We start from the raw sequence: 21,503 nt of genomic DNA, 5'->3' as shown, positions 1-21,503 counted from the left end.
GGCGGGGGCTGACGGCCTTCTCCGGCACGAAGGGGAGGGCGGAGCCGGGAGAAGGCCTCCCGCGCCCTCTGCGGCCCGCACAAGGGCCTGATTCCCGGGGATGCATGCGAAGGTCCGGCATCACCGCCCGAACATGACAGGGCCCCGACCGCAAAAGCGATCGGGGCCCTGCATTTCAACGACGCTGTGTCTCACACACCCGAACCTGCGGGCACGGAGTCAGTCGCCTCCGTCCACAGATCCTGCTCGGCGCGATCCGCCTGGATCTGGCGGTACACGAGGAGCCCGCCGATGGCAGCCAGTGCGACCAGGAGAAGCTTCTTCACCGCGCGACCTCGTCTTTCCTTGACGTAAGGGACTTCTGGCGCCCGACTATACACACCGGCCGATACCGATCGGTGACCTAGTTCCCCTCCAACTACCCGGCCCGGAAATGCAGTCGGCCCGGACGGAAAACCGTCCGGGCCGTTCGCGGTGGGGCTAACAGGATTTGAACCTGTGGCCTCATCCTTATCAGGGATGCGCTCTAACCAACTGAGCTATAGCCCCGCGCTGCCCCTGAAGATTAGCGCACTTCAGGGCCAGTCCCAAAATCGATACCCGAGCCGCTACTCGTCCTCGGCGAGAGTGAGCTCGACGCCGCCCACGAACCCGGCCGACAGGTTGTAGATGAAGGCGCCCAGCGTCGCCAGCGCTGTGGCGAGCACCACATCGATCACCGCGATGACCGATGTGAACAGCAGCACCCGCGGGAGGGAGAGGAACGACTGAAGATCGAATCCGCTGCCGTCACTTGAGCCGGTGGCCTCGCTGATCGTCCCGCCCACGGTCGAGAAGACGCCCATGGCGTCCATGACCATCCACAGCACGGCAGCCGCCACGACAGTGCAGACCCCCAGCGCGATGGAGAGCAGGAAGCTGACCTTCATGACCGACCACGGGTCGGCTTTGGCCACCCGCAGCCGGGCCTTCCGCGTGCGGGGAGTCGTACGCGCGCCCGTGCGAGCTCGACGCACCCCTGCCTGCGTACCGCCGCCGGGACGCTGACCGCCCTGCTTACCCGCCGAGGGCGGGTAAGCCTGCGGAGGCTGGTACGACTGCGACTCGTACTGCGGCTGCGCCCCACGCGTGTCCGTCACCGTTCCCCCTTGAGAATCCGCGGCAGGGCCACGGGCACTGCGTGCTCCAGCTCCGGAAGCGGACGCTCCGTCGCCCGTGGCTCCACTCACGTTCTACTCCTCGTGCTCCCCTGCCGAAGGCTCGGTGCCCTCGACTACCGCTTCGACCGCGTCACCGTCGACCGAACCGCCGTCGACCGCATCCGCATCGCCATCGACTGCGTCAATCTCTTCGGCCTCTCGGCCGGCCTCGGCGTTGCGAGCGATGCCAACCACAGCATCGCGCTTGCCCAGGTTGATCAGTTGGACGCCCATGGTGTCACGGCCCGTCTCCCTGACTTCATTGACTCGCGTACGAATCACACCACCGCCGAGCGTGATGGCGAGGATTTCATCCGTGCTCTCGACCACCAGCGCGCCGACCAGAGAGCCTCGGTCCTCCACAATCTTGGCGGCCTTGATACCCAGACCGCCCCGACCCTGGACGCGGTACTCATCGACCGGGGTCCGCTTGGCGTATCCGCCGTCCGTGGCAGTGAACACGAAAGTACCGGGCCTGACGACATTCATCGAGAGCAGTTCGTCGCCCTCGCGGAAACTCATGCCCTTCACACCGGATGTCGCGCGTCCCATGGGGCGCAGCGCGTCATCCGTCGCGGTGAACCGGATCGACTGAGCCTTCCTGCTGACGAGCAGCAGGTCGTCCTCGGCCGACACCAGCTCCGCGCCGATCAGTTCGTCGTCGCTGCCGTCCGCGGTCTCCCGCAGGTTGATCGCGATGACACCACCTGAACGAGGTGAGTCGTAGTCCTTGAGCGGGGTCTTCTTCACCAGGCCGCCCTTGGTGGCGAGGATCAGATACGGCGTCGCGTCGTAGTCCCGGATCGCCAGGATCTGTGCGATCTGTTCGTCCGGCTGGAATGCCAGCAGGTTGGCGACGTGCTGACCGCGCGCATCGCGGCCCGCGTCCGGAAGCTCGTAGGCCTTCGCCCGGTACACCCGGCCCTTGTTCGTGAAGAACAGGAGCCAGTGGTGGGTCGTCGACACGAAGAAGTGGGCAACGATGTCGTCCTGCTTCAGCTTGGTGCCGCGCACGCCCTTGCCACCGCGCTTCTGCGAGCGGTAGTCCTCCGTCTTGGTGCGCTTGACGTAACCACCGTTCGTGATGGTGACGACAATGTCCTCTTCGGCGATCAGGTCCTCGATGGACATGTCTCCGTCGAAGGGCACCAGCTTGGAACGCCGGTCGTCGCCGAACTTCTCGACGATGACGGCCAGTTCCTCACTGACGATCTGCCGCTGACGCTCGGGCGAGACCAGGATCGCCTTGTACTCGTTGATCTTCGCCTGAAGCTCGTTGAACTCTGCCGTGATCTTCTGGTGTTCCAGTGCGGCCAGCCGGCGCAGCTGCATCTCCAGGATGGCGTTCGCCTGGATCTCGTCGATCTCCAGCAGGCTCATCAAGCCCTCGCGCGCCACATCGACCGTCTGGCTGCGCCGGATCAGCGCGATGACCTCATCGATCGCGTCGAGCGCCTTCAGCAGACCGCGCAGGATATGCGCGCGCTCCTCGGCCTTGCGCAGCCGGAACTTGGTGCGCCGGACGATGACCTCGATCTGGTGGGTCACCCAGTGCCGGATGAACGCGTCGATCGAGAGGGTGCGCGGCACTCCGTCGACGAGCGCCAGCATGTTGGCGCTGAAGTTCGACTGGAGATCTGTGTGCTTGTAGAGGTTGTTCAGCACGACCTTGGCGACCGCGTCACGCTTCAGCACGACGACCAGGCGCTGGCCGGTACGTGAGGACGTCTCGTCGCGGACGTCGGCAATCCCGCCGACCTTGCCGTCCTTCACCAGGTCGGCGATCTTCTGGGCGAGGTTGTCCGGGTTGGTCTGGTAGGGCAGTTCCGTGACCACCAGGCACTGGCGGTTCTGGATCTCCTCGACCGCGACCACCGCGCGCATCGTGATGGAGCCGCGGCCGGTGCGGTACGCCTCCTCGATGCCCTTGCGTCCCACGACCAGTGCGCCGGTCGGGAAGTCCGGGCCCTTGATGCGTTCCAGCAGGGCGTCCAGAAGGTCCTCGTGCGAGGCCTCCGGGTTCTCCAGGTACCACTGGGCGCCGGCCGCCACCTCACGCAGGTTGTGCGGGGGGATGTTGGTGGCCATACCGACCGCGATACCTGCGGAGCCGTTGACCAGCAGGTTCGGGAACCTGGCGGGGAGGACCACCGGTTCCTGGTTACGGCCGTCGTAGTTGTCCTGGAGGTCGACGGTCTCCTCGTCGATGTCCCTGACCATCTCCATGGACAGGGGCATCATCTTGCACTCGGTGTACCGCATCGCGGCTGCCGGGTCGTTGCCGGGAGAGCCGAAGTTCCCGTTCGAGTCGACCAGCGGCATACGCATCGACCAGTGCTGGGCCAGCCGGACCAGGGCGTCGTAGATCGATGAGTCACCGTGCGGGTGGTAGGTACCCATGACGTCGCCGACGACACGCGCGCACTTGTAGAAGCCCTTTTCGGGCCGGTAGCCGCCGTCGTACATCGCGTACAGCACCCGGCGGTGGACGGGCTTCAGACCGTCCCGCACATCCGGCAGCGCACGCGACACGATGACGGACATCGCGTAGTCGAGGTACGAACGCTGCATCTCCGTCTCGAGCCCGACCGGCTCTACACGCATACCGATGCCGGGGACAGCGGGCGGCTGTTCGGGCATCACAGGGGAATTCTCGTCGGCCATTGCTGGTCAAAGTCCTTTCAGTGCGGTCAGCCGAGACCGACTCAGATGTCGAGGAACCGAACGTCCTTGGCATTGCGCTGAATGAACGAGCGCCGTGCCTCGACGTCCTCACCCATCAGCACCGAGAACAGATCGTCGGCCTGTGCCGCGTCGTCCAGAGTCACCTGGCCGAGCACCCGGTGGTCCACGTCCATCGTGGTGATGCGCAGTTCCTCGGCGTTCATCTCACCGAGACCCTTGAAGCGCTGGATCGAGTCGTCCCTGACCCGCTTGCCGCTCTGCTTGCCGAGCGCCACCAGGGCGTCCCGCTCCGTGTCCGAGTACGCGTACTCGAAGTCGTCCCGACCCCACTTGATCTTGAACAGTGGCGGACGCGACAGATACACATGCCCGGCTTCGACCAGGGGCCGCATGAACCGGAAGAGGAACGTCAGGAGCAGCGTGTTGATGTGCTGACCGTCGACGTCGGCGTCCGCCATGAGAATGATCTTGTGGTACCGAAGCTTCTCGATGTCGAAGTCCTCGTGGACCCCGGTCCCGAACGCGGAGATCAGAGCCTGGACCTCGGTGTTCTGGAGGATCTTGTCGATCCGCGCCTTCTCGACGTTCAGGATCTTGCCTCGGATCGGCAGGATCGCCTGGTACATCGGGTTACGGCCGGACTTCGCCGAACCACCGGCGGAGTCACCCTCGACGATGAAGATCTCGCACTTCGTCGGGTCGTTCGACTGGCAGTCGCTCAGCTTGCCCGGCAGCGAGGCGCTCTCCAGGAGCCCCTTTCGCCGGGTCAGGTCACGCGCCTTGCGCGCTGCGACCCGAGCCGTCTGTGCCTGGATGGCCTTGCGGATGATATCGACGGCCTCGTTCGGGTTCCGGTCGAACCAGTCCGTGAGGTGCTCGTAGACGACCTTCTGCACGAAGGTCTTCGCCTCCGTGTTGCCCAGCTTGGTCTTCGTCTGGCCCTCGAACTGCGGCTCGCCCAGCTTCACCGAGATGATCGCCGTCAGACCCTCGCGGATGTCCTCGCCCGAGAGGTTGTCGTCCTTCTCGCGCAGCAGCTTCTTCTCGCGCGCGTACCGGTTGACCAGGCCCGTCAGAGCGGCCCGGAAGCCCTCCTCGTGCGTTCCGCCCTCATGCGTGTGGATCGTGTTCGCGAAGGAGTACACACCCTCGCTGTACTGCGAGTTCCACTGCATCGCGATCTCGGCCGAGAGGAGACGCTCCTTGTCCTCGGCCTCGACGTCGATCACAGTCGGGTGGATGAGCTCACCCTTGCGCGAGTTGAGGTACTTCACGAAGTCGACGATGCCGCCCTCGTAGTGGTACGAGACAGTACGTACCTGCTCCTCCTCGGCGACCTCCCCCACCGTGTCGGCGCCCGCAGTGGCCTTCGCCGACTCACGCTCGTCGGTCAGCGTCAGGGTGAGGCCCTTGTTGAGGAACGCCATCTCCTGGAAACGCCGCGACAGCGTCTCGAAGGAGTACTCGGTCGTCTCGAAGATGTCCCCGTCGGCCCAGAAGGTAACGGTGGTGCCGCTCTCGTCCGTGGCATCGTTACGGGCCAGCGGAGCCGTCGGGACACCGAGCTTGTAGTCCTGGGTCCAGCGGTAGCCGTCGCGCTTGACGTCCACCGCGACCTTGGCGGAGAGAGCGTTGACGACGGAGACGCCCACACCGTGCAGACCACCGGAGACGGCGTAACCGCCCCCGCCGAACTTGCCGCCGGCGTGCAGCACCGTCAGGACGACCTCGACGGCCGGCTTGTTCTCCGAGGGCACGATGTCGACCGGGATGCCACGGCCGTTGTCGACCACGCGTACCCCGCCGTCGGCGAGGATCGTGACATCGATGGTGTCGGCATGCCCGGCCAGGGCCTCGTCGACCGAGTTGTCGACGACCTCGTACACCAGATGATGAAGACCGCGCTCGCCGGTCGAGCCGATGTACATGCCGGGCCGCTTACGGACCGCGTCCAGTCCCTCAAGGACAGTGATCGCGCTGGCGTCGTACGAGGCGGTTACCTCGCCGTGCTCACCGACAGTGGACGGGGGGATCTGCTTGGGGTTGCCGGAATCGGCCACGAAGCGCCCTTTCTGGCACAGCACAGGCCTCTCCAGGGGCAGGCAGGAGTGGCTGCGTCGTTCGACAAGTTCCGCGAGTGGCGGGATTGCCTCTCAGTCTACCGGTAGCGCAGACATCAATGGGGGTTTGCCGGTACCTGAGTCCACATGTGCCGCCCTGAACCGGCGGCGAACGACTCCCCATATCAAGGAAGGGGCCCCAGGAGGCTCACACGGGCTTTCAGCGCCTCGGGCTGTCAACCTCCCACTACGGTGAGGGACACCCTCCGGGGAGCGTTCCCTCCAGCCCGGTCCCACTGTGTGCTGTTTCACGTGAAACAGCACACATTACGGTCGAAAGCGCAGGGGATGGTGGGGGCAGAACGTCTCTGATGACGGCTCTCGCCGGAATCAGCCGTACGTGTCTCCGGGCCCCTTGCTCCCGGGTGCCCGCAGCGGCCCGAACCGCCGTGGCGGCCCACCCGGACCAAGGACCTTCAGCAGCTTCACCGTGCCATGACCCAGATCCGCGTTCAGCCGGGCCACCAGCTGCGGCGCCAGCAGCCTCAGCTGCGTCGCCCACGCCGTCGAATCGCACTGCACCGTCAGCACCCGGGCGTCCTCGTCGTAGCGCTGGGGGACACAGTGATTCGCCAGGTCCTCGCCCACGATCTGCGGCCAGCGGCCCATCACTCCACCCACCGCGGCCGGCGTCTCCCAGCCGCGTTCAGTGATCAGCCGGTTGATAGCCGCGCCCAGGGGCAGGGGGTCACGTCCGTCCGCGCGCGCTCCCGACCGCAGCCCGCCCCGTTTGGCCTGCTTCTTCTGCTGCGCGGCCGCCCCTCGGGCCTTCGCCTGTTCCTTGGCCGCCCGCAAGGCGACCCGCGCCAGATCGATCCCCGATGACTCCGGGATCTTGGCTGCCTCGGGCCCCTGGGCTGGACCGGATTCGGGAGTCGCCCGGGGGCCCTGCGCATCACCGGCGCCACCCCCGTCCGAAAGGGAAGATCCGGTCATACCCGGTTCACCACCCCGTCCGATACGGCGAACCGGGTCCCCGCCAGGACACCCGGCACATCGTCATCCACTGCCGCTGTCACCAGTACCTGTTCCCCCGGAGCCACCAGTTCGGCAAGGCGTTCCCTGCGCCGCACGTCCAGCTCGGCGAAAACATCGTCGAGGATCAGCACGGGCTCATTGCCCTCGGCACGCAACAAGTCGTACGAGGCGAGCCGAAGCGCCAGCGCATACGACCAGGACTCACCATGGCTCGCGTATCCCTTGGCCGGCAGCCGGCCAAGCTTCAGCACCAGATCGTCACGGTGCGGGCCGACCAGAGTCACGCCCCGCTCGATCTCCTGCTTACGGACCCCCACCAGCGCGGCGAGCAGTTGCTCGTAGAGCTTGTCCTTCGACTCTGCGGCCTCGCCCCCCTCGCCCAGCGAACTCCGGTACTCCAGCACCACCGGGCCGCCGCCAGGCGCTACCTGCTCATACGCCTTGTCCGCCAGCGGTTGCAGCGTCGCGATCAGATCCAGACGCTGCGCCAGCAACTCGGCGCCCACACGCCCCAGATGCTGGTCCCAGACATCGAGAGTGGACATGTCCATGGACCTGCCACCGTGCTTGCGGGCCATCGCTGCGGACTTCAGCAAGGTGTTGCGCTGCTTCAGCACCCGCTCGTAGTCGGAACGGACTCCGGCCATCCGGGGGGAACGCGCAGTGATCAGCTCGTCCAGGAACCGCCGGCGCTCGCCCGGATCGCCCTTGATCAGCGCCAGATCCTCCGGGGCGAAGAGCACGGTCCGGACGATTCCGAGTACATCGCGAGGCCTGACCTGCGATGACCGGTTGATCCGGGCTCTGTTGGCCCGTCCCGGGTTGAGTTCGAGCTCAACGAGCTGGGATCGCTCGCCCTGGGTGACCGCAGCCCGGATCACAGCCCGGTCGGCGCCCATCCGCACCAGCGGAGCATCCGATGAGACCCGGTGGCTGCCGAGCGTCGACAGATAGCCGACCGCCTCGACGAGGTTGGTCTTGCCCTGTCCATTGGCGCCCACGAACGCAGTGACGCCCGGATCGAGAGGAACCTCGACCCGGGCGTACGAGCGGAAGTCGGCCAGCGACAGATGCGTGACGTGCATGACCGTGCGCCGACCTTCCCCGCTGCTGACTTACTTCTTGTTCTCGACCGCGTGGCCACCGAACTGGTTACGCAGGGCCGCGATCATCTTCATCTGCGGAGAGTCGTCCTGGCGCGAGGCGAAGCGGGCGAAGAGCGACGCGGTGATCGCGGGCAGCGGCACCGCGTTGTCGATGGCAGCCTCGACCGTCCAGCGCCCTTCGCCAGAGTCAGCGGCGAAGCCACGGAGCTGGTCGAGGTGCTCGTCGTCGTCCAGCGCGTTGACCGCGAGGTCGAGCAGCCAGGAACGGATGACCGTGCCCTCCTGCCAGGAGCGGAAGACCTCGCGCACGTCGGTGACGGAGTCGACCTTCTCCAGCAGCTCCCAGCCCTCGGCATAGGCCTGCATCATGGCGTACTCGATGCCGTTGTGAACCATCTTCGCGAAGTGGCCGGCGCCGACCTTGCCCGCGTGGACCGAACCGAACTCTCCGTCGGGCTTGAGCGCGTCGAAGACCGGCTGCACCTTCGCGACGTTCTCGGCGTCGCCGCCGTACATCAGCGCGTAGCCGTTCTCCAGGCCCCAGACGCCACCGGAGACGCCGCAGTCCACGAACCCGATGCCCTTGATGCCCAGCTCGACCGCGTGCTTCTCGTCATCGGTCCAGCGCGAGTTGCCGCCGTCCACGACGACGTCGCCCGGGGAGAGCAGGCCGGCCAGCTCGTCGACGGTGGACTGGGTCGCGGCGCCTGCCGGGACCATGACCCAGATGACGCGGGGGCCCTTGAGCTTGCCCACAAGCTCTTCCAGGCTGTGGACATCGGCTACGTCCGGGTTCCGGTCGTAACCAATGACGGTGTGACCAGCGCGGCGGATGCGCTCGCGCATGTTCCCGCCCATCTTGCCGAGGCCGACGAGACCGAGCTCCATCAGAAGATCCTTAGTGACGTGGTGGCGTTTCGTACCCGCGTCCGAGCGTACGCCGGGACACGGGTACACACCTGCGGGGTAAGCCGCTCAGACGTACGGCCGCGGACCGGCTCAGCCCGACAGCCGCACGGGCATGATCAGGTACTTGTAGGCGTCGTCCGCCTCGGCGTCGACAGCAGGCCGGCCGCTGAGCAGCGCAGGCTTGGTCGAGGTCGTGAAGGAGAGCTGGGCGACTGGCGAGTCGATCGCGCTGAGGCCGTCGAGCAGGAAGGTCGGATTGAAGGCGATCGAGATGTCATCGCCGTCAAGCTTGGCGTCGACCCGCTCCACAGCCTGTGCATCGTCGCTGGACCCGGCCTCCAGGATCAGCACGCCCTGCTCGAAGCTGAGCCGCACCGGGGTGTTCCGCTCGGCGACGAGGGAGACACGCTTGACCGCCTCGACGAACGCGGGCGTCTCGATGACGGCGATCGAGTTGAACTCGGTCGGGAAAAGCGTCCGGTACTTCGGCAGGTCGCCTTCGAGGAGGCGCGTGGTCGTACGCCGACCAGCACCCTCGAAACCGATCAGGCCCTCACCGGCGCCCGACCCGGAGAGTGCGAGCGTCACCGTGTCACCGCTGGTCAGCGACTTGGCGGTGTCCAGGAGGGTCTTGGCCGGCACCAGCGCGACGGCGGAGGCCTCCGGGTCCTCCGGCTTCCACAGGAACTCACGGACGGCGAAGCGGTAGCGGTCGGTGGACGCCAGGGTGACCCGGTCGCCCTCGATCTCGATCCGCACGCCGGTCAGGACGGGCAGCGTGTCGTCACGGCCTGCGGCAATGGCCACCTGAGCTGCGGCGGAGGCGAAGACCTCACCGGGGACAGTGCCTGTCGCCGTCGGCATCTGCGGCAGCGCCGGGTACTCCTCCACCGGCAGGGTGTGGAGGGTGAAGCGGGACGAACCGCAGACCACGGTCGCCCGGACCCCGTCGGTGGAGATCTCCACCGGGCGGTTCGGAAGTGCGCGACAGATGTCGGCGAGCAGACGCCCCGAGACGAGGACGGTGCCGTGCTCCTCGATCTCGGCGTCGACCGAGACCCGGGCCGAGACCTCGTAGTCGAAGCCGGAGAGGCTCAGCGTGCCCTCCTCGGCCTTGAGCAGCAGGCCCGCAAGAACCGGCACCGGCGGACGGGCCGGAAGGCTGCGGGCCGCCCAGGCCACCGCCTCCGCGAGTACATCGCGCTCCACCCGGATCTTCACCGGAACCGCCTCCTGCTGTTGCTCGCTCGCCCTGCTGGCCTTCGTCGTCGGCTTCTTGCCGGGGACCAGTCTGACGTACGCCGCCGACAGTCGGTGCGCGTCGGGGTCAAGTCGTGGCGAGGGCCACCGGAGGCCTCGGCGACGAGTTGTGCACAGCACCCACTTCGAAGCCAATTCCCCGGTAACTCTAGGGGGCAGTAGTAGTAGGGGCTGTGGAAACCGTGGATAACCCCGTTTCCCCAGCTCAGGGCAGCTTTTTTGTCCACCGTGCCTGTGGGCGGAGCCGGTGGAAAAGTACGCGTCTCTGTGGACGGCGAAAAGTTCTGCACACTCGATGCACAGGGGAGGGGGACTTCTCCCCAGCTCCATCCCCAGCTTTACCCCGCTTGCCCACAGCCCAACCGACCACCTTGGTGTGACGGCTTTCACTCGACCCGGTGAGCGCGGGTGTTTCGTTGCCGAACAGTGGACAAGGGTGTGGAGAAGCTGGGGACAACAGAGCCCTGCCTGTGGGCCGACGGTGGACAACGAATCCCCAGGCCTGTGGACGAGAAAACTGTCCACACCCTGTGGACAGTAGTTGGCCACAAATCCACAACTGCCTGACCTGGCCTGATGGAGTCTCAGGCACCGCGCCTGTGGACACGATCTGGACAACGAATCAGTCCCCAGGGTGTGGACGGCACTTCCCCCTCAATGCTGTGGAGAACATACGCGTGCAGCCCCGTATTCGAACACCGGCGGCGTGGGAAAGCGCGCGGAACAGCGAAGGGCGCCCCGGGACTTGCGTCCCGGGGCGCCCTTCGGAGGCTCTGAAGCGGCTCGGTCAGCCGTTCTTGATGCGGTTGGTGAGCTCGGTGACCTGGTTGTAGATGGACCGCCGCTCGGCCATCAGCGCGCGGATCTTCCGGTCGGCGTGCATGACGGTCGTGTGGTCGCGGCCGCCGAACTGCGCCCCGATCTTGGGCAGTGAGAGGTCCGTGAGCTCCCGGCAGAGGTACATCGCGATCTGCCGGGCCGTCACCAGGACGCGGCTGCGCGAGGATCCGCAGAGGTCTTCGATCGTCAGCCCGAAGTAGTCCGCCGTCGCCGCCATGATGGCGCTCGCCGTGATCTCCGGGGCTGCGTCCTCGCCGCCGGGGATCAGATCCTTCAGGACGATCTCGGTGAGGCCGAGATCCACCGGCTGCCGGTTGAGTGAGGCGAAGGCGGTTACCCGGATCAGCGCCCCCTCCAGCTCGCGGATGTTGCGCGAGATGCGGGAGGCGATGAACTCGAGGACCTCCGGCGGAGCGTTGAGCTGCTCCTGGACCGCCTTCTTGCGGAGGATCGCGATCCGCGTCTCCAGCTCCGGCGGCTGCACGTCGGTGGTCAGACCCCACTCGAACCGGTTGCGCAGCCGGTCCTCCAGAGTCACCAGCTGCTTGGGCGGCCGGTCGGACGAGAGGACGATCTGCTTGTTGGCGTTGTGCAGCGTGTTGAACGTGTGGAAGAACTCCTCCTGCGTCGACTCCTTGCTCGCCAGGAACTGGATGTCGTCGACGAGGAGGATGTCGACATCGCGATAGCGCTTGCGGAAGGTGTCGCCCTTGCCGTCACGGATCGAGTTGATGAACTCGTTGGTGAACTCCTCGGAGCTGACGTAACGCACCCGGGTCCCCGGATAGAGACTGCGTGCGTAGTGGCCGATCGCGTGCAGCAGGTGCGTCTTGCCGAGCCCTGACTCCCCGTAGATGAACAGCGGGTTGTACGCCTTCGCCGGTGCCTCGGCGACAGCGACGGCGGCCGCGTGCGCGAAGCGGTTGGATGCGCCGATGACGAAGGTGTCGAAGAGGTACTTGGGGTTCAGCCGTGCCTGTGGTTCCCCAGGGCCGGGCGCCGGAGCCGGCTGTGCGGCCAGCGGCCCCGGAGCCCCGCTCGGAGCGGGCAGATGCCGCTGCGAGGACTGCGGGTCGCGGAGGTCGTGGCGCTCGGGCCGCTGCTCGTACTGCTGGCGGTCCTGCTGCTGCCTGTAGTCGTGCTGCGACGAGGAGCGCGGGCCCGTGTAGGGGTCGCGCTCCTGGAAGCCGCCGAGCCGGGGCTGCTGCCAGGAGAGGTCCTCCTGGGTGCGCGGCCAGGCGCCGGAGTCGGGCCGCTGCTGCTGGTAGTCCGGATACGCGGGCCTGGCGGTCGGCATGCCGTCGTCCGACGGCCGGTGGCCGTATCCGTCATATGTGTCGCCGTGCCGGGGCTCGTCGTGCTGCGGGTGCTGGTAGCGGGGCTGCTGCTGTGACTGCTGCATCGGCGGGGCCGGCGGGGAAGGATCACCGATCGTGTCGTCCACTGTGATGGCGATACGGATCGGACGACCGCACTCGTGACTCAGTGTCTCGCTGATGAGGGGGGCGAGCCGGCCTTCGAGGACCCTCTTGCCCCATTCATTGGGGACGGCGAGGAGAGCGGTGTCGGCCACGAGCGCCAGCGGCTGGCAGCGCTCGATCCACTGCTTGTCCTTCGGCTCGATATTTTGCTGTCCCTCGCCGAGGAGACGTTCGAGGACTCGTGGCCACACTGCGGCAAGATCGGCAGGTACGTCAGCCACAGGGCACGCTCTCTCGCAGGTCCCACGAATGTGTGGTTCTCGGGACGGGGGGTGAAGACAGGCAGGAAAAAGACTTGGGAGTTCCGCCAAGGTAGTCAGGGCAACCCGCGCGGTTCAAGTTGTTGTCCACAGCCTGTGCACAGTGGGAGCCGTTGCAGGGGCCGGTTTGACCGGATGGCGTAGTCGCGCGTACCGTGACCAGGTCGAGTTGTCGATGGCTGCTGCCGCCTGCCTCCGATGGGCAAAGATCACGAACTGTGGTTCTAAGCGGTGCACACGGGCGTATTCGCGAGCTACTCGTGGGCGCACGGTGACAGCCAGGCGATGTCCCGCCATCACCCGATTCATTTCTGGAGCCCCCGAGTGAGCAAGCGCACCTTCCAGCCGAACAACCGTCGTCGCGCGAAGACCCACGGTTTCCGTCTCCGTATGCGCACGCGCGCCGGTCGCGCCATCCTGGCGACCCGCCGTGGCAAGGGTCGCTCCCGCCTGTCCGCCTGATCTCGTAGAGGTCATGACGTGCTGCCTACCGAGAATCGGCTGAGGCGGCGCGAGGACTTCGCAGCCGCAGTACGACGAGGGCGCCGAGCCGGTCGCCCGTTGCTCGTCGTCCATCTACGCAGCGGTACAACGGACCCGCATGTGCCTGGGGAGAGCACTCCCCCGACACGTGCGGGTTTCGTCGTAAGCAAGGCAGTGGGCGGAGCGGTCGTCCGCACCGCAGTGAAGCGCAAGCTTCGCCATCTGGTGCGTGATCGGCTCTCCCAGCTGCCCCCCGGTAGCCTGGTTGTCGTACGGGCGCTGCCCGGCGCGGGCACCGCCGACCATGCACAGCTGGCCCGAGACCTGGACGCCGCCTTGGCGCGGCTACTGGGAGGGGGCGCGCGATGAAGTACCCGCTGCTGGCTCTCATCAAGTTGTACCAGTGGACGATCAGCCCTCTTCTGGGGCCTGTCTGCAGGTACTACCCGTCGTGTTCCCACTATGGATATACGGCTATCGACCGGCACGGTGCGGTGAAGGGAACGGCACTGACGGCCTGGCGCATCCTGCGATGCAACCCATGGTCGCCGGGTGGCGTGGACCACGTTCCGCCGCGCAAGCGTCCGCGTTGGCACGAACTGCTGCGCAATGCGTGGCGGACAAGCAAGGGCGGGCACTCCGGTCCGGAGACCGGCCCGGCCGCAGAGACCTCGCCCAATGCTCAAGGAGCCTGATTAGTGGACACGATTGCCAGTCTGTTCAGTTTTATCACCACCCCAGTTTCCTGGGTCATCGTCCAGTTCCATTCGCTGTACGGAGCCATCTTCGGCCCCGACACAGGCTGGGCCTGGGGTCTGTCGATCGTGTCCCTGGTGGTCCTGATCCGGATCTGCCTGATCCCGCTCTTCGTGAAGCAGATCAAGTCGACCCGTGGCATGCAGGCGCTCCAGCCGAAGATGAAGGCGATCCAGGAGCGCTACAAGAGCGACAAGCAGCGTCAGTCCGAAGAGATGATGAAGCTGTACAAGGAGACGGGCACCAACCCGCTCTCCTCGTGCCTGCCGATCATCGCGCAGTCGCCGTTCTTCTTCGCGCTGTACCACGTGCTCTCTGCCATCGCGAACGGGCAGACGAAGGGGTACATCGACAAGCCGCTGCTTGAGAGTGCGCAGAAGGCCCACATCTTCGGTGCTCCGCTGGCGGCGAAGTTCCTGGACAGCTCGGACAAGGTCGCGGCGCTCGGAGCCACACTGACCGACGTCCGGATCGTCACGGCGGTCATGATCATCATGATGTCCGCGTCGCAGTTCTACACGCAGCGTCAGCTGATGACGAAGAACGTCGACATGTCCGTCAAGACGCCGTTCATGCAGCAGCAGAAGATGCTGATGTACGTCTTCCCGGTGATGTTCGCTGTGATGGGTGTCAACTTCCCCGTCGGTGTCCTCGTGTACTGGCTCACCACCAACGTGTGGACCATGGGACAGCAGATGTTCGTGATCCACCGGAACCCGACGCCTGGCAGCCAGGCGCAGTCCGGCCTGCTGGAGCGGATGCAGAAGCACCTCATTGCCCACGGCTCGACGCGGACCCGTCACCAGCGCAGCATCATCAAGGGCGTTGCGTCCAAGGAGACGAAGGACCGCAATGAGGCGGAGCGCAAGTTCATCACCACCCTGAGTAAGGCCGGTCTCGTGGCCCAGGCCGACGGCACCGTTGAGAAGAGCGATGCGGCCGTAGCCGCCGAGGCCGAGGGCGTCAGCCTGGCTGACGCCGCGCCGAAGCGTCAGCAGCCCAAGCGCCAGACCAAGGCGAAGCGCCAGACGGGTGCTGCTCAGACAGGTGCTCCTCAGGCAGGCCAGGCGCAGGCCGGCGCGTCGAAGGCCGCGGAGACCCCCGCCGAGACCGAGGTGGCCGGCGCGGATGAGAAGACCTCGCTGGAGAAGAGCGAGCCGCAGGAAGGCGACTCCAAGCCGGACGGCAAGCCCGCTTCCCGTAATGCACGCCAAGCCAAGCCCGGGCAGCGCAAGGGCCAGCAGCGCCCCAAGCACCCGTCCAAGAAGTAAGAAGGAGTCCATCCCGTGACGGAAGGCACCACCACCTCCGCCGCCGCTGAGGGCGACACTCTGAGTCGGCTGGAGCAGGAAGGCGAGATCGCGGCTGACTACCTTGAGGGCCTGCTCGATATTGCGGACCTCGACGGTGACATCGACATGGACGTCGAGGCCGACCGTGCCGCGGTCTCGATCATCAGTGATGCGAACAGCCGCGATCTTCAGAAGCTTGTGGGACGTGACGGCGAGGTGCTGGAGGCTCTGCAGGAGCTCACCAGGCTCGCGGTGCACCGGGAGACCGGGGACCGCAGCCGGCTGATGCTGGACATCGCGGGTTTCCGGGCCAAGAAGCGCGAGGAGCTCGCTGCGCTGGGGGCCAAGGCCGCCGACGAGGTGAGGAGCTCAGGCGAGCCCATGAAGCTCGACCCGATGACGCCGTTCGAGCGCAAGGTCGTACACGACGCGATCGCCGCCGCCGGGCTGCGCAGTGAGTCCGAGGGCGAGGAGCCGCAGCGCTTCGTCGTCGTGCTCCCGGCCTGACCGGTACGTTGTTCTCTCGGCCCCGTCTGTTTCGCAGGCGGGGCCGATGTTTGTGAGCCTGTTGTCAGCCATCCATGCGATATCGCGGTAAGGAAGGACGGTCCCCGTGACCGACTCAGCGGAGCTTCCCCAGGCGCCGGAAGTGGCGCATACGGTTTTCGGTGAGTTCTTCCCGGAAGTTGTGCGGTACGCGGAGCTGCTGGCGGACGCGGGGGTCAAGCGAGGGCTGATCGGCCCGCGGGAGGTGCCCAGGCTCTGGGAGCGGCACCTGTTGAACTGCGCAGTGCTTTCTGAGGTGGTTCCGCAGGGAGTGACCGTCTGCGATGTCGGATCCGGTGCCGGTCTGCCGGGTATCCCGTTGGCTCTGGTGCGGAGGGATCTGAAGATCACCTTGCTGGAGCCTCTGTTGCGTCGGACGAATTTCCTGCAGGAGGTCGTGGAGCTGCTGGGGCTCGATCACGTGACGGTTGTGCGTGGGCGGGCGGAGGAGGTTCTGGGCAAGCTGCCACCGGTCCATGTGGTGACGGCTCGCGCAGTGGCTCCGCTTGACCGGCTTGCCGGGTGGGGTGTGCCGCTGCTGCGCCCGTACGGGGAGATGCTGGCTCTCAAGGGCGACACGGCCGAAGACGAGATCCAGGGCGCGAGGGCGGCTCTGAGCAAACTGGGCGTGGTCGAGACTTCGGTGCTCCAGGTCGGAGAGGGGATCGTCGATCCGTTGTCCACGGTGGTGCGCGTAGAGGTGGGGGAGAGCCCCGGGGGCGTACGGTTCGCAGCTAAGCGCGCCAAGGCGGCTCGGGTGAGTCGGACCAGGCGGCGACGGTAGAAGCCAGATCCTCGAATGCCGCTAAAGCTGCTAAATCGACCGAATTCGGAGTGTCGTGACGCCGTGACGCGGTGGCGAGGGCATCTTGTTTCACGTGAAACGACGCTCTCTGCTGCATGGGATCATCAGTCGCAGTCGCGCGGCATCCACGCCGCGCGGCAGAAGGCCCTTTGGGGCCACAGAGTTGTCCACAAAGGTGGATTCATCCACAGAAGAACATGCCTCGCTGGTTCACAACCCCGAAAGCATGGCAGGCTCTGTTCATTGCGAGCCTGAAGTCGAGGAGAGTGAATCCTTGCGGTCCGACGCCAACATCGCGGGACCGATGACCGATCCGGTCCCCGGTCCCCGTACCGAGTCGGCGGCAGAAGATGTTTCACGTGAAACACCGCCGCCGATGGACGACACCCCTATTGGTCGTGCTGCCCAACTGGCTGTAGAGGCCCTCGGCCGTGCTGGCGAAGGCCTGCCGCGGCCGGAGCAGACGCGCGTCATGGTGGTCGCCAACCAGAAGGGCGGCGTGGGTAAGACGACAACAACAGTCAACCTCGCCGCCTCGCTCGCGCTGCACGGTGCGCGGGTTCTGGTGATTGACCTGGACCCTCAGGGAAACGCCTCCACGGCGCTGGGGATCGACCATCATTCCGAAGTGCCGTCGATCTACGACGTTCTGGTGGAGAGCCGGCCGCTCTCCGAGGTCGTGCAGCCGGTGCCCGACGTTGAGGGACTCTTCTGTGCGCCGGCCACCATCGATCTCGCGGGAGCTGAGATCGAGTTGGTGTCCCTCGTAGCTCGGGAGAGCCGGCTGCAGCGAGCACTCCAGGCGTATGAGCAGCCCCTCGACTACATCCTCATCGACTGCCCGCCGTCTCTTGGCCTGCTGACCGTCAATGCCATGGTCGCGGGGGCTGAGGTACTGATCCCGATTCAGTGCGAGTACTACGCACTTGAGGGGCTGGGGCAGCTGCTGCGGAATGTCGACCTGGTCCGCGGGCATCTCAACCCCGAGCTTCATGTGTCGACGATCCTGCTCACCATGTACGACGGCAGGACCCGTCTCGCTTCGCAGGTGGCAGATGAGGTGCGTAGCCACTTCGCTCGCGAGGTTCTCAAGACGAGCATTCCACGCTCGGTTCGTATCTCGGAGGCCCCGAGCTATGGGCAGACAGTCCTGACCTATGACCCGGGCTCCAGCGGTTCGCTTTCGTACCTGGAAGCGGCACGAGAGATCGCGTTGCGCGGCGTTGATGTCAACTACGACGGCCGCCACGCGCATACGGGCAGCCACACCAGTCAGCAGAGCATGTCGGAGGGGATCCAGTGAGTGAGCGACGCAGGGGGTTGGGACGCGGACTGGGGGCGCTGATCCCCGCCGCACCGCAGGAGAAGGCGGGGCTCGCAGGAGCCGAGGCATCGTCCTCGGCCGGGGGTTCACCTGTGATGACAGCGGAGCGGGGCGTGGCGGCTGCGAAGCTGGCGTCCTTGCCCACGGGCGCTGTCGCGCAGGAGCCGATCATTCCTGCGCAGGAGGCGGCACCTGCGCCTGTGTCAGAGCCCATGGGGCCCGCAGGGGCATACTTCGCCGAGCTGCCGCTGGACGCGATCACCCCCAACCCGCGTCAGCCGCGTGAGGTGTTCGACGACGATGCTCTCGCTGAACTTGTCTCCTCCATCCAGGAGGTGGGCCTCCTGCAGCCTGTCGTCGTACGCCAGGCAGGCCCTGAACGCTTCGAGCTCATCATGGGTGAGCGACGCTGGCGGGCCTGCCGTGAGGCAGGTCTGGAGCGCATCCCGGCCATCGTCCGGGCCACGGATGACGAGAAGCTCCTCCTGGACGCACTGCTGGAGAACCTCCACCGTTCTCAGCTCAACCCGCTCGAAGAGGCAGCTGCCTACGATCAGTTGCTGAAGGATTTCAGCTGCACGCACGATCAGCTCGCTGACCGGATCGGTCGCTCACGGCCGCAGGTGTCCAACACCTTGCGGCTCTTGAGGCTCTCGCCCCCCGTGCAGCGCAGGGTCGCTGCCGGAGTTCTGTCCGCAGGCCATGCCCGGGCGTTGTTGTCGGTGGATGACTCCGAAGAGCAGGACCGGTTGGCGCACCGCATCGTTGCGGAGGGGCTCTCGGTACGCGCTGTCGAAGAGATCGTCACGCTGATGCAGTCGCGTCCGCAGAGCACGGCGAAGGCCAAGGGGCCCCGGGCCGGTGGGCGTGTGTCGCCGGCGCTCTCCGACCTCGCCTCGCGACTCTCGGATCGTTTCGAGACGCGGGTGAAGGTTGATCTGGGCCAGAAGAAGGGGAAGATCGTCGTCGAATTTGCGTCGATGGACGACCTCGATCGAATTCTCGGCTCGCTCGCTCCGGGCGAGGGACGGGTCCTGGAGAAGCGTCTGGAGGACGAAGCCGTCGAGGAGGACGAGAGCTGAGTCCGCAGCTTGAGTGTGCAAAGGGCGGGGCGTGTCCGGTAAGCCGGAACACGCCCCGCCCTTTGCTCTCTTACGGTATCCGTCCGATCACCGGGATGGATACGATGCGTTCTGGTATGGCGTGTCCACCCTGATCCATCGCGGAGGGAGGGCCTGGCCGTGAACCGCAGCCGACTGGTGACTGCAGGACTGGGGCTGGGGGTGGTCGGCGGCTTTGTCGGCAGCCTGCTCAGGGAGTGGAGCGTGCTCGGGGACGCTCGCGAAGTGGTGGGTACGAGAAGTGAGGAACAGCGTTCATGGGGCGTCGGCTTGTACCGCTTACGCTGGACAACCTTCCCGATCTCCCCGCGCCTTGTCGCTCGTGTGTCTTCTGGGAGCTCGACCCAGTCAGCGGGGAAGCCGCGGTAAAGGCTGGTACGCCGGAGCTGGAGAAGGAATCATGGATCTCGGCCGTGCTGCTGGAGTGGGGCTCCTGCGGCCGTGTCGTCTACGTAGATGATGTGCCGGTGGGCTTCGTGCTCTATGCGCCGCCTGCCTATGTGCCCCGTTCGCTGGCGTTTCCGACGAGCCCCGTTTCTCCCGATGCTGTGCAGCTCATAACCGCGTGGATCGCGCCTGCTTATCAAGGGCAGGGGCTGGGGCGGGTGCTGGTACAGACGGTGGCCAAGGATCTGCTGCGACGGAACTTCAAGGCGATCGAGGCGTTCGGTGATGCCCGGTGGAAGGAGCCCGCGTGCATGCTGCCCGCGGAGCATCTGCTGGCGGTTGGGTTCAAGACAGTACGTCCGCACCCGAAATATCCCAGGCTGCGGCTTGAGTTGCGTACGACTCTGTCCTGGAAGGAAGACGTCGAGCTTGCCCTGGACCGGCTCCTAGGCGCAGTCAAGAAGGATCCTGTACTGCGTCCGTCGTGAGGATCGTTCTCTCAGAAGGCACCAGACAGCGAAAACAGGGGCTGCCTCCACGGGCAACCCCTGTTTCACGTGAAACATACTGACGTCAGGCCTTGGTGGCCTCGTCGCCGATGAACGCGTCAAGGTCGCGAACGATCGCAGCCTTGGGCTTGGCGCCGACGATGGTCTTGGCCACCTCGCCGCCCTGGTAGACGTTGAGCGTCGGAATGGACATCACGCCGTACTTCGCGGCAGTGCCCGGGTTCTCGTCGATGTTGAGCTTGACGACCTCGATCTGGTCTCCGTACTCGGCTGCGATCGCCTCAAGGGACGGAGCGATCTGGCGGCACGGACCGCACCAGGCGGCCCAGAAGTCGACCAGTACGGGCTTGTCGCTCTTGAGGACATCCTTCTCGAAGGAGTCGTCAGTCACGTTCTTCAGGGTGCCGGCCACGGCGGGCTCCTCTTTCTTTACGGTGTTCGGGATGGGGAATGCGGTGATCAGATGCTGGCGATCTTCTCCGGCTCTGCGGCCTTCTCGCTGGCGGCCAGCGCCGAGAGGAAACGCTCGGCGTCGAGGGCGGCAGAGCAACCCGTTCCAGCAGCGGTGATGGCCTGCCGGTAAGTGTGGTCGACGACGTCACCAGCGCCGAAGACTCCGGCGGCGTTCGTACGAGTCGAGGGTGCCTCGACCTTCAGGTAGCCCTCGTCGTCCAGGTCCAGCTGGTCCGTGAACAGCTCGGTGCGCGGGTCGTGGCCGACAGCGATGAACAGACCCGTCACCGGCAGCTCGGAGGTCGCCCCGGTCTTGGTGTTGCGCAGCGTCAGGCTGGAGAGCTTCTGCTCGCCGTGGATCACCGCTACCTCGCTGTCCCAGGCGAAACTGATCTTCGGGTCGGCGACTGCCCGCTCCTGCATGGCCTTGGAGGCGCGCAGTGTGTCCCGGCGATGGACGATGGTGACGGACTTGGCGAACCGGGAGAGGAAGGTTGCCTCCTCCATCGCGGTGTCGCCACCGCCCACTACGGCGATGTCCTGGTCCTTGAAGAAGAAGCCGTCACAGGTGGCACACCAGGAGACGCCGCGCCCGGAGAGGGCGTCTTCGTTCGGCAGGCCCAGCTTGCGGTGCTGCGAGCCGGTCGTGACGATGACGGCCTTTGCCTGGTGCACAGTGCCGGCGGTGTCGGTGACGGTCTTGATCTCGCCGGTCAGGTCAACGGCGACGATGTCGTCAGGAACCAGCTCGGCACCGAAGCGCTCTGCCTGGGCACGCATGCTGTCCATGAGGTCGGGTCCCATGATGCCGTCCTGGAATCCGGGGAAGTTCTCCACCTCGGTGGTGTTCATGAGCGCACCACCCGCGGTGACTGCACCTTCGAAGACCAGCGGCTGCAGTGACGCGCGCGCTGTATAGAGCGCGGCGGTGTAGCCGGCGGGCCCGGAGCCGATAATGATCACGTTACGGACGTCGCTCACGGGTTTCT

Annotated in this window: 20 protein-coding genes and 1 tRNA gene; 9 read left to right on the top strand and 12 right to left on the bottom strand. The window is 66.0% G+C overall.

Going from position 1 to position 21,503, the window contains the following annotated elements; translation table 11 throughout:
• Nucleotides 1-191: 191 nt before the first annotated feature.
• The 10 genes from OG917_RS17410 to dnaA all read right to left on the bottom strand — a co-directional run bounded on the left by OG917_RS17410 (nucleotide 192) and on the right by dnaA (nucleotide 12,799).
• Nucleotides 192-326 (bottom strand): DLW-39 family protein, encoded by a 135-nt coding sequence (locus tag OG917_RS17410; protein ID WP_003958712.1) that lies wholly within the window; start codon nucleotides 324-326, stop codon nucleotides 192-194.
• 149 nt (nucleotides 327-475) lie between these two features.
• A tRNA-Ile gene (locus OG917_RS17405) sits at nucleotides 476-549 on the bottom strand.
• Between the two features lie 59 nt (nucleotides 550-608).
• Nucleotides 609-1,139 carry a DUF3566 domain-containing protein gene (locus OG917_RS17400; RefSeq protein ID WP_328318512.1) on the bottom strand — a complete coding sequence of 177 codons (531 nt, stop codon included), beginning with the start codon at nucleotides 1,137-1,139 and terminating at the stop codon, nucleotides 609-611.
• Nucleotides 1,140-1,232: 93 nt separating this feature from the next.
• Entirely contained in the window at nucleotides 1,233-3,863 is a 2,631-nt protein-coding gene (gene gyrA, locus OG917_RS17395; RefSeq protein WP_328318511.1) for a DNA gyrase subunit A, read from the bottom strand.
• Between the two features lie 41 nt (nucleotides 3,864-3,904).
• Nucleotides 3,905-5,968, bottom strand: coding sequence for a DNA topoisomerase (ATP-hydrolyzing) subunit B (gene gyrB / locus OG917_RS17390; protein WP_328318510.1), 2,064 nt, complete (start codon nucleotides 5,966-5,968; stop codon nucleotides 3,905-3,907).
• A gap of 366 nt (nucleotides 5,969-6,334) precedes the next feature.
• Nucleotides 6,335-6,940, bottom strand: a complete 606-nt coding sequence (locus OG917_RS17385) for a DUF721 domain-containing protein (protein ID WP_328318509.1) — start codon at nucleotides 6,938-6,940, stop codon at nucleotides 6,335-6,337.
• Nucleotides 6,937-8,067 carry a DNA replication/repair protein RecF gene (recF, locus tag OG917_RS17380; protein ID WP_328318508.1) on the bottom strand — a complete coding sequence of 377 codons (1,131 nt, stop codon included), beginning with the start codon at nucleotides 8,065-8,067 and terminating at the stop codon, nucleotides 6,937-6,939. The genes OG917_RS17385 and recF overlap by 4 nt, the downstream gene beginning before the upstream one ends.
• A 30-nt stretch (nucleotides 8,068-8,097) precedes the next feature.
• Nucleotides 8,098-8,976, bottom strand: coding sequence for a phosphogluconate dehydrogenase (NAD(+)-dependent, decarboxylating) (gene gnd, locus OG917_RS17375; protein ID WP_328318507.1), 879 nt, complete (start codon nucleotides 8,974-8,976; stop codon nucleotides 8,098-8,100).
• 111 nt (nucleotides 8,977-9,087) lie between these two features.
• Nucleotides 9,088-10,218, bottom strand: a complete 1,131-nt coding sequence (gene dnaN, locus OG917_RS17370; protein ID WP_328318506.1) for a DNA polymerase III subunit beta — start codon at nucleotides 10,216-10,218, stop codon at nucleotides 9,088-9,090.
• A gap of 826 nt (nucleotides 10,219-11,044) precedes the next feature.
• On the bottom strand, nucleotides 11,045-12,799 hold the full coding sequence (dnaA, locus tag OG917_RS17365) for a chromosomal replication initiator protein DnaA (protein ID WP_328318505.1): 1,755 nt from the start codon (nucleotides 12,797-12,799) through the stop codon (nucleotides 11,045-11,047).
• A gap of 363 nt (nucleotides 12,800-13,162) precedes the next feature.
• On the opposite strand from dnaA, the gene rpmH reads away from it, so the two are divergent.
• The 9 genes from rpmH (at nucleotide 13,163) to OG917_RS17320 (ending at nucleotide 20,040) form a co-directional block, all read left to right on the top strand.
• On the top strand, nucleotides 13,163-13,300 hold the full coding sequence (gene rpmH, locus OG917_RS17360; protein ID WP_030990579.1) for a 50S ribosomal protein L34: 138 nt from the start codon (nucleotides 13,163-13,165) through the stop codon (nucleotides 13,298-13,300).
• Between the two features lie 18 nt (nucleotides 13,301-13,318).
• Nucleotides 13,319-13,690, top strand: a complete 372-nt coding sequence (gene rnpA / locus OG917_RS17355) for a ribonuclease P protein component (RefSeq protein ID WP_328318504.1) — start codon at nucleotides 13,319-13,321, stop codon at nucleotides 13,688-13,690.
• Complete coding sequence (yidD, locus tag OG917_RS17350; RefSeq protein WP_328318503.1) at nucleotides 13,687-14,016, top strand: membrane protein insertion efficiency factor YidD; 330 nt, start codon at nucleotides 13,687-13,689, stop codon at nucleotides 14,014-14,016. The genes rnpA and yidD overlap by 4 nt, the downstream gene beginning before the upstream one ends.
• A gap of 3 nt (nucleotides 14,017-14,019) precedes the next feature.
• Complete coding sequence (yidC, locus tag OG917_RS17345) at nucleotides 14,020-15,348, top strand: membrane protein insertase YidC (protein WP_328318502.1); 1,329 nt, start codon at nucleotides 14,020-14,022, stop codon at nucleotides 15,346-15,348.
• Between the two features lie 15 nt (nucleotides 15,349-15,363).
• Entirely contained in the window at nucleotides 15,364-15,876 is a 513-nt protein-coding gene (locus OG917_RS17340) for a Jag family protein (protein ID WP_328318501.1), read from the top strand.
• A gap of 106 nt (nucleotides 15,877-15,982) precedes the next feature.
• Complete coding sequence (gene rsmG, locus OG917_RS17335) at nucleotides 15,983-16,699, top strand: 16S rRNA (guanine(527)-N(7))-methyltransferase RsmG (RefSeq protein WP_328318500.1); 717 nt, start codon at nucleotides 15,983-15,985, stop codon at nucleotides 16,697-16,699.
• 247 nt (nucleotides 16,700-16,946) lie between these two features.
• Complete coding sequence (locus OG917_RS17330) at nucleotides 16,947-18,023, top strand: AAA family ATPase (protein WP_328321971.1); 1,077 nt, start codon at nucleotides 16,947-16,949, stop codon at nucleotides 18,021-18,023.
• Nucleotides 18,020-19,126, top strand: coding sequence for a ParB/RepB/Spo0J family partition protein (locus OG917_RS17325; protein ID WP_328318498.1), 1,107 nt, complete (start codon nucleotides 18,020-18,022; stop codon nucleotides 19,124-19,126). The genes OG917_RS17330 and OG917_RS17325 overlap by 4 nt, the downstream gene beginning before the upstream one ends.
• Before the next feature lie 296 nt (nucleotides 19,127-19,422).
• On the top strand, nucleotides 19,423-20,040 hold the full coding sequence (locus OG917_RS17320; protein WP_328318497.1) for a GNAT family N-acetyltransferase: 618 nt from the start codon (nucleotides 19,423-19,425) through the stop codon (nucleotides 20,038-20,040).
• Between the two features lie 85 nt (nucleotides 20,041-20,125).
• On the opposite strand, the gene trxA is transcribed toward OG917_RS17320, so the two are convergent.
• Together trxA and trxB are read right to left on the bottom strand one after the other, a co-directional pair.
• Complete coding sequence (trxA, locus tag OG917_RS17315) at nucleotides 20,126-20,473, bottom strand: thioredoxin (RefSeq protein WP_328318496.1); 348 nt, start codon at nucleotides 20,471-20,473, stop codon at nucleotides 20,126-20,128.
• Between the two features lie 47 nt (nucleotides 20,474-20,520).
• Entirely contained in the window at nucleotides 20,521-21,495 is a 975-nt protein-coding gene (gene trxB / locus OG917_RS17310) for a thioredoxin-disulfide reductase (RefSeq protein ID WP_328318495.1), read from the bottom strand.
• Nucleotides 21,496-21,503: the final 8 nt, after the last annotated feature.

This window comes from Streptomyces sp. NBC_00388 (assembly GCF_036061255.1).
GTDB lineage: Bacteria > Actinomycetota > Actinomycetes > Streptomycetales > Streptomycetaceae > Streptomyces.
Note: the sequence above shows the minus strand (reverse complement) of the source record. Positions and strands in the feature narration are given on the sequence as shown.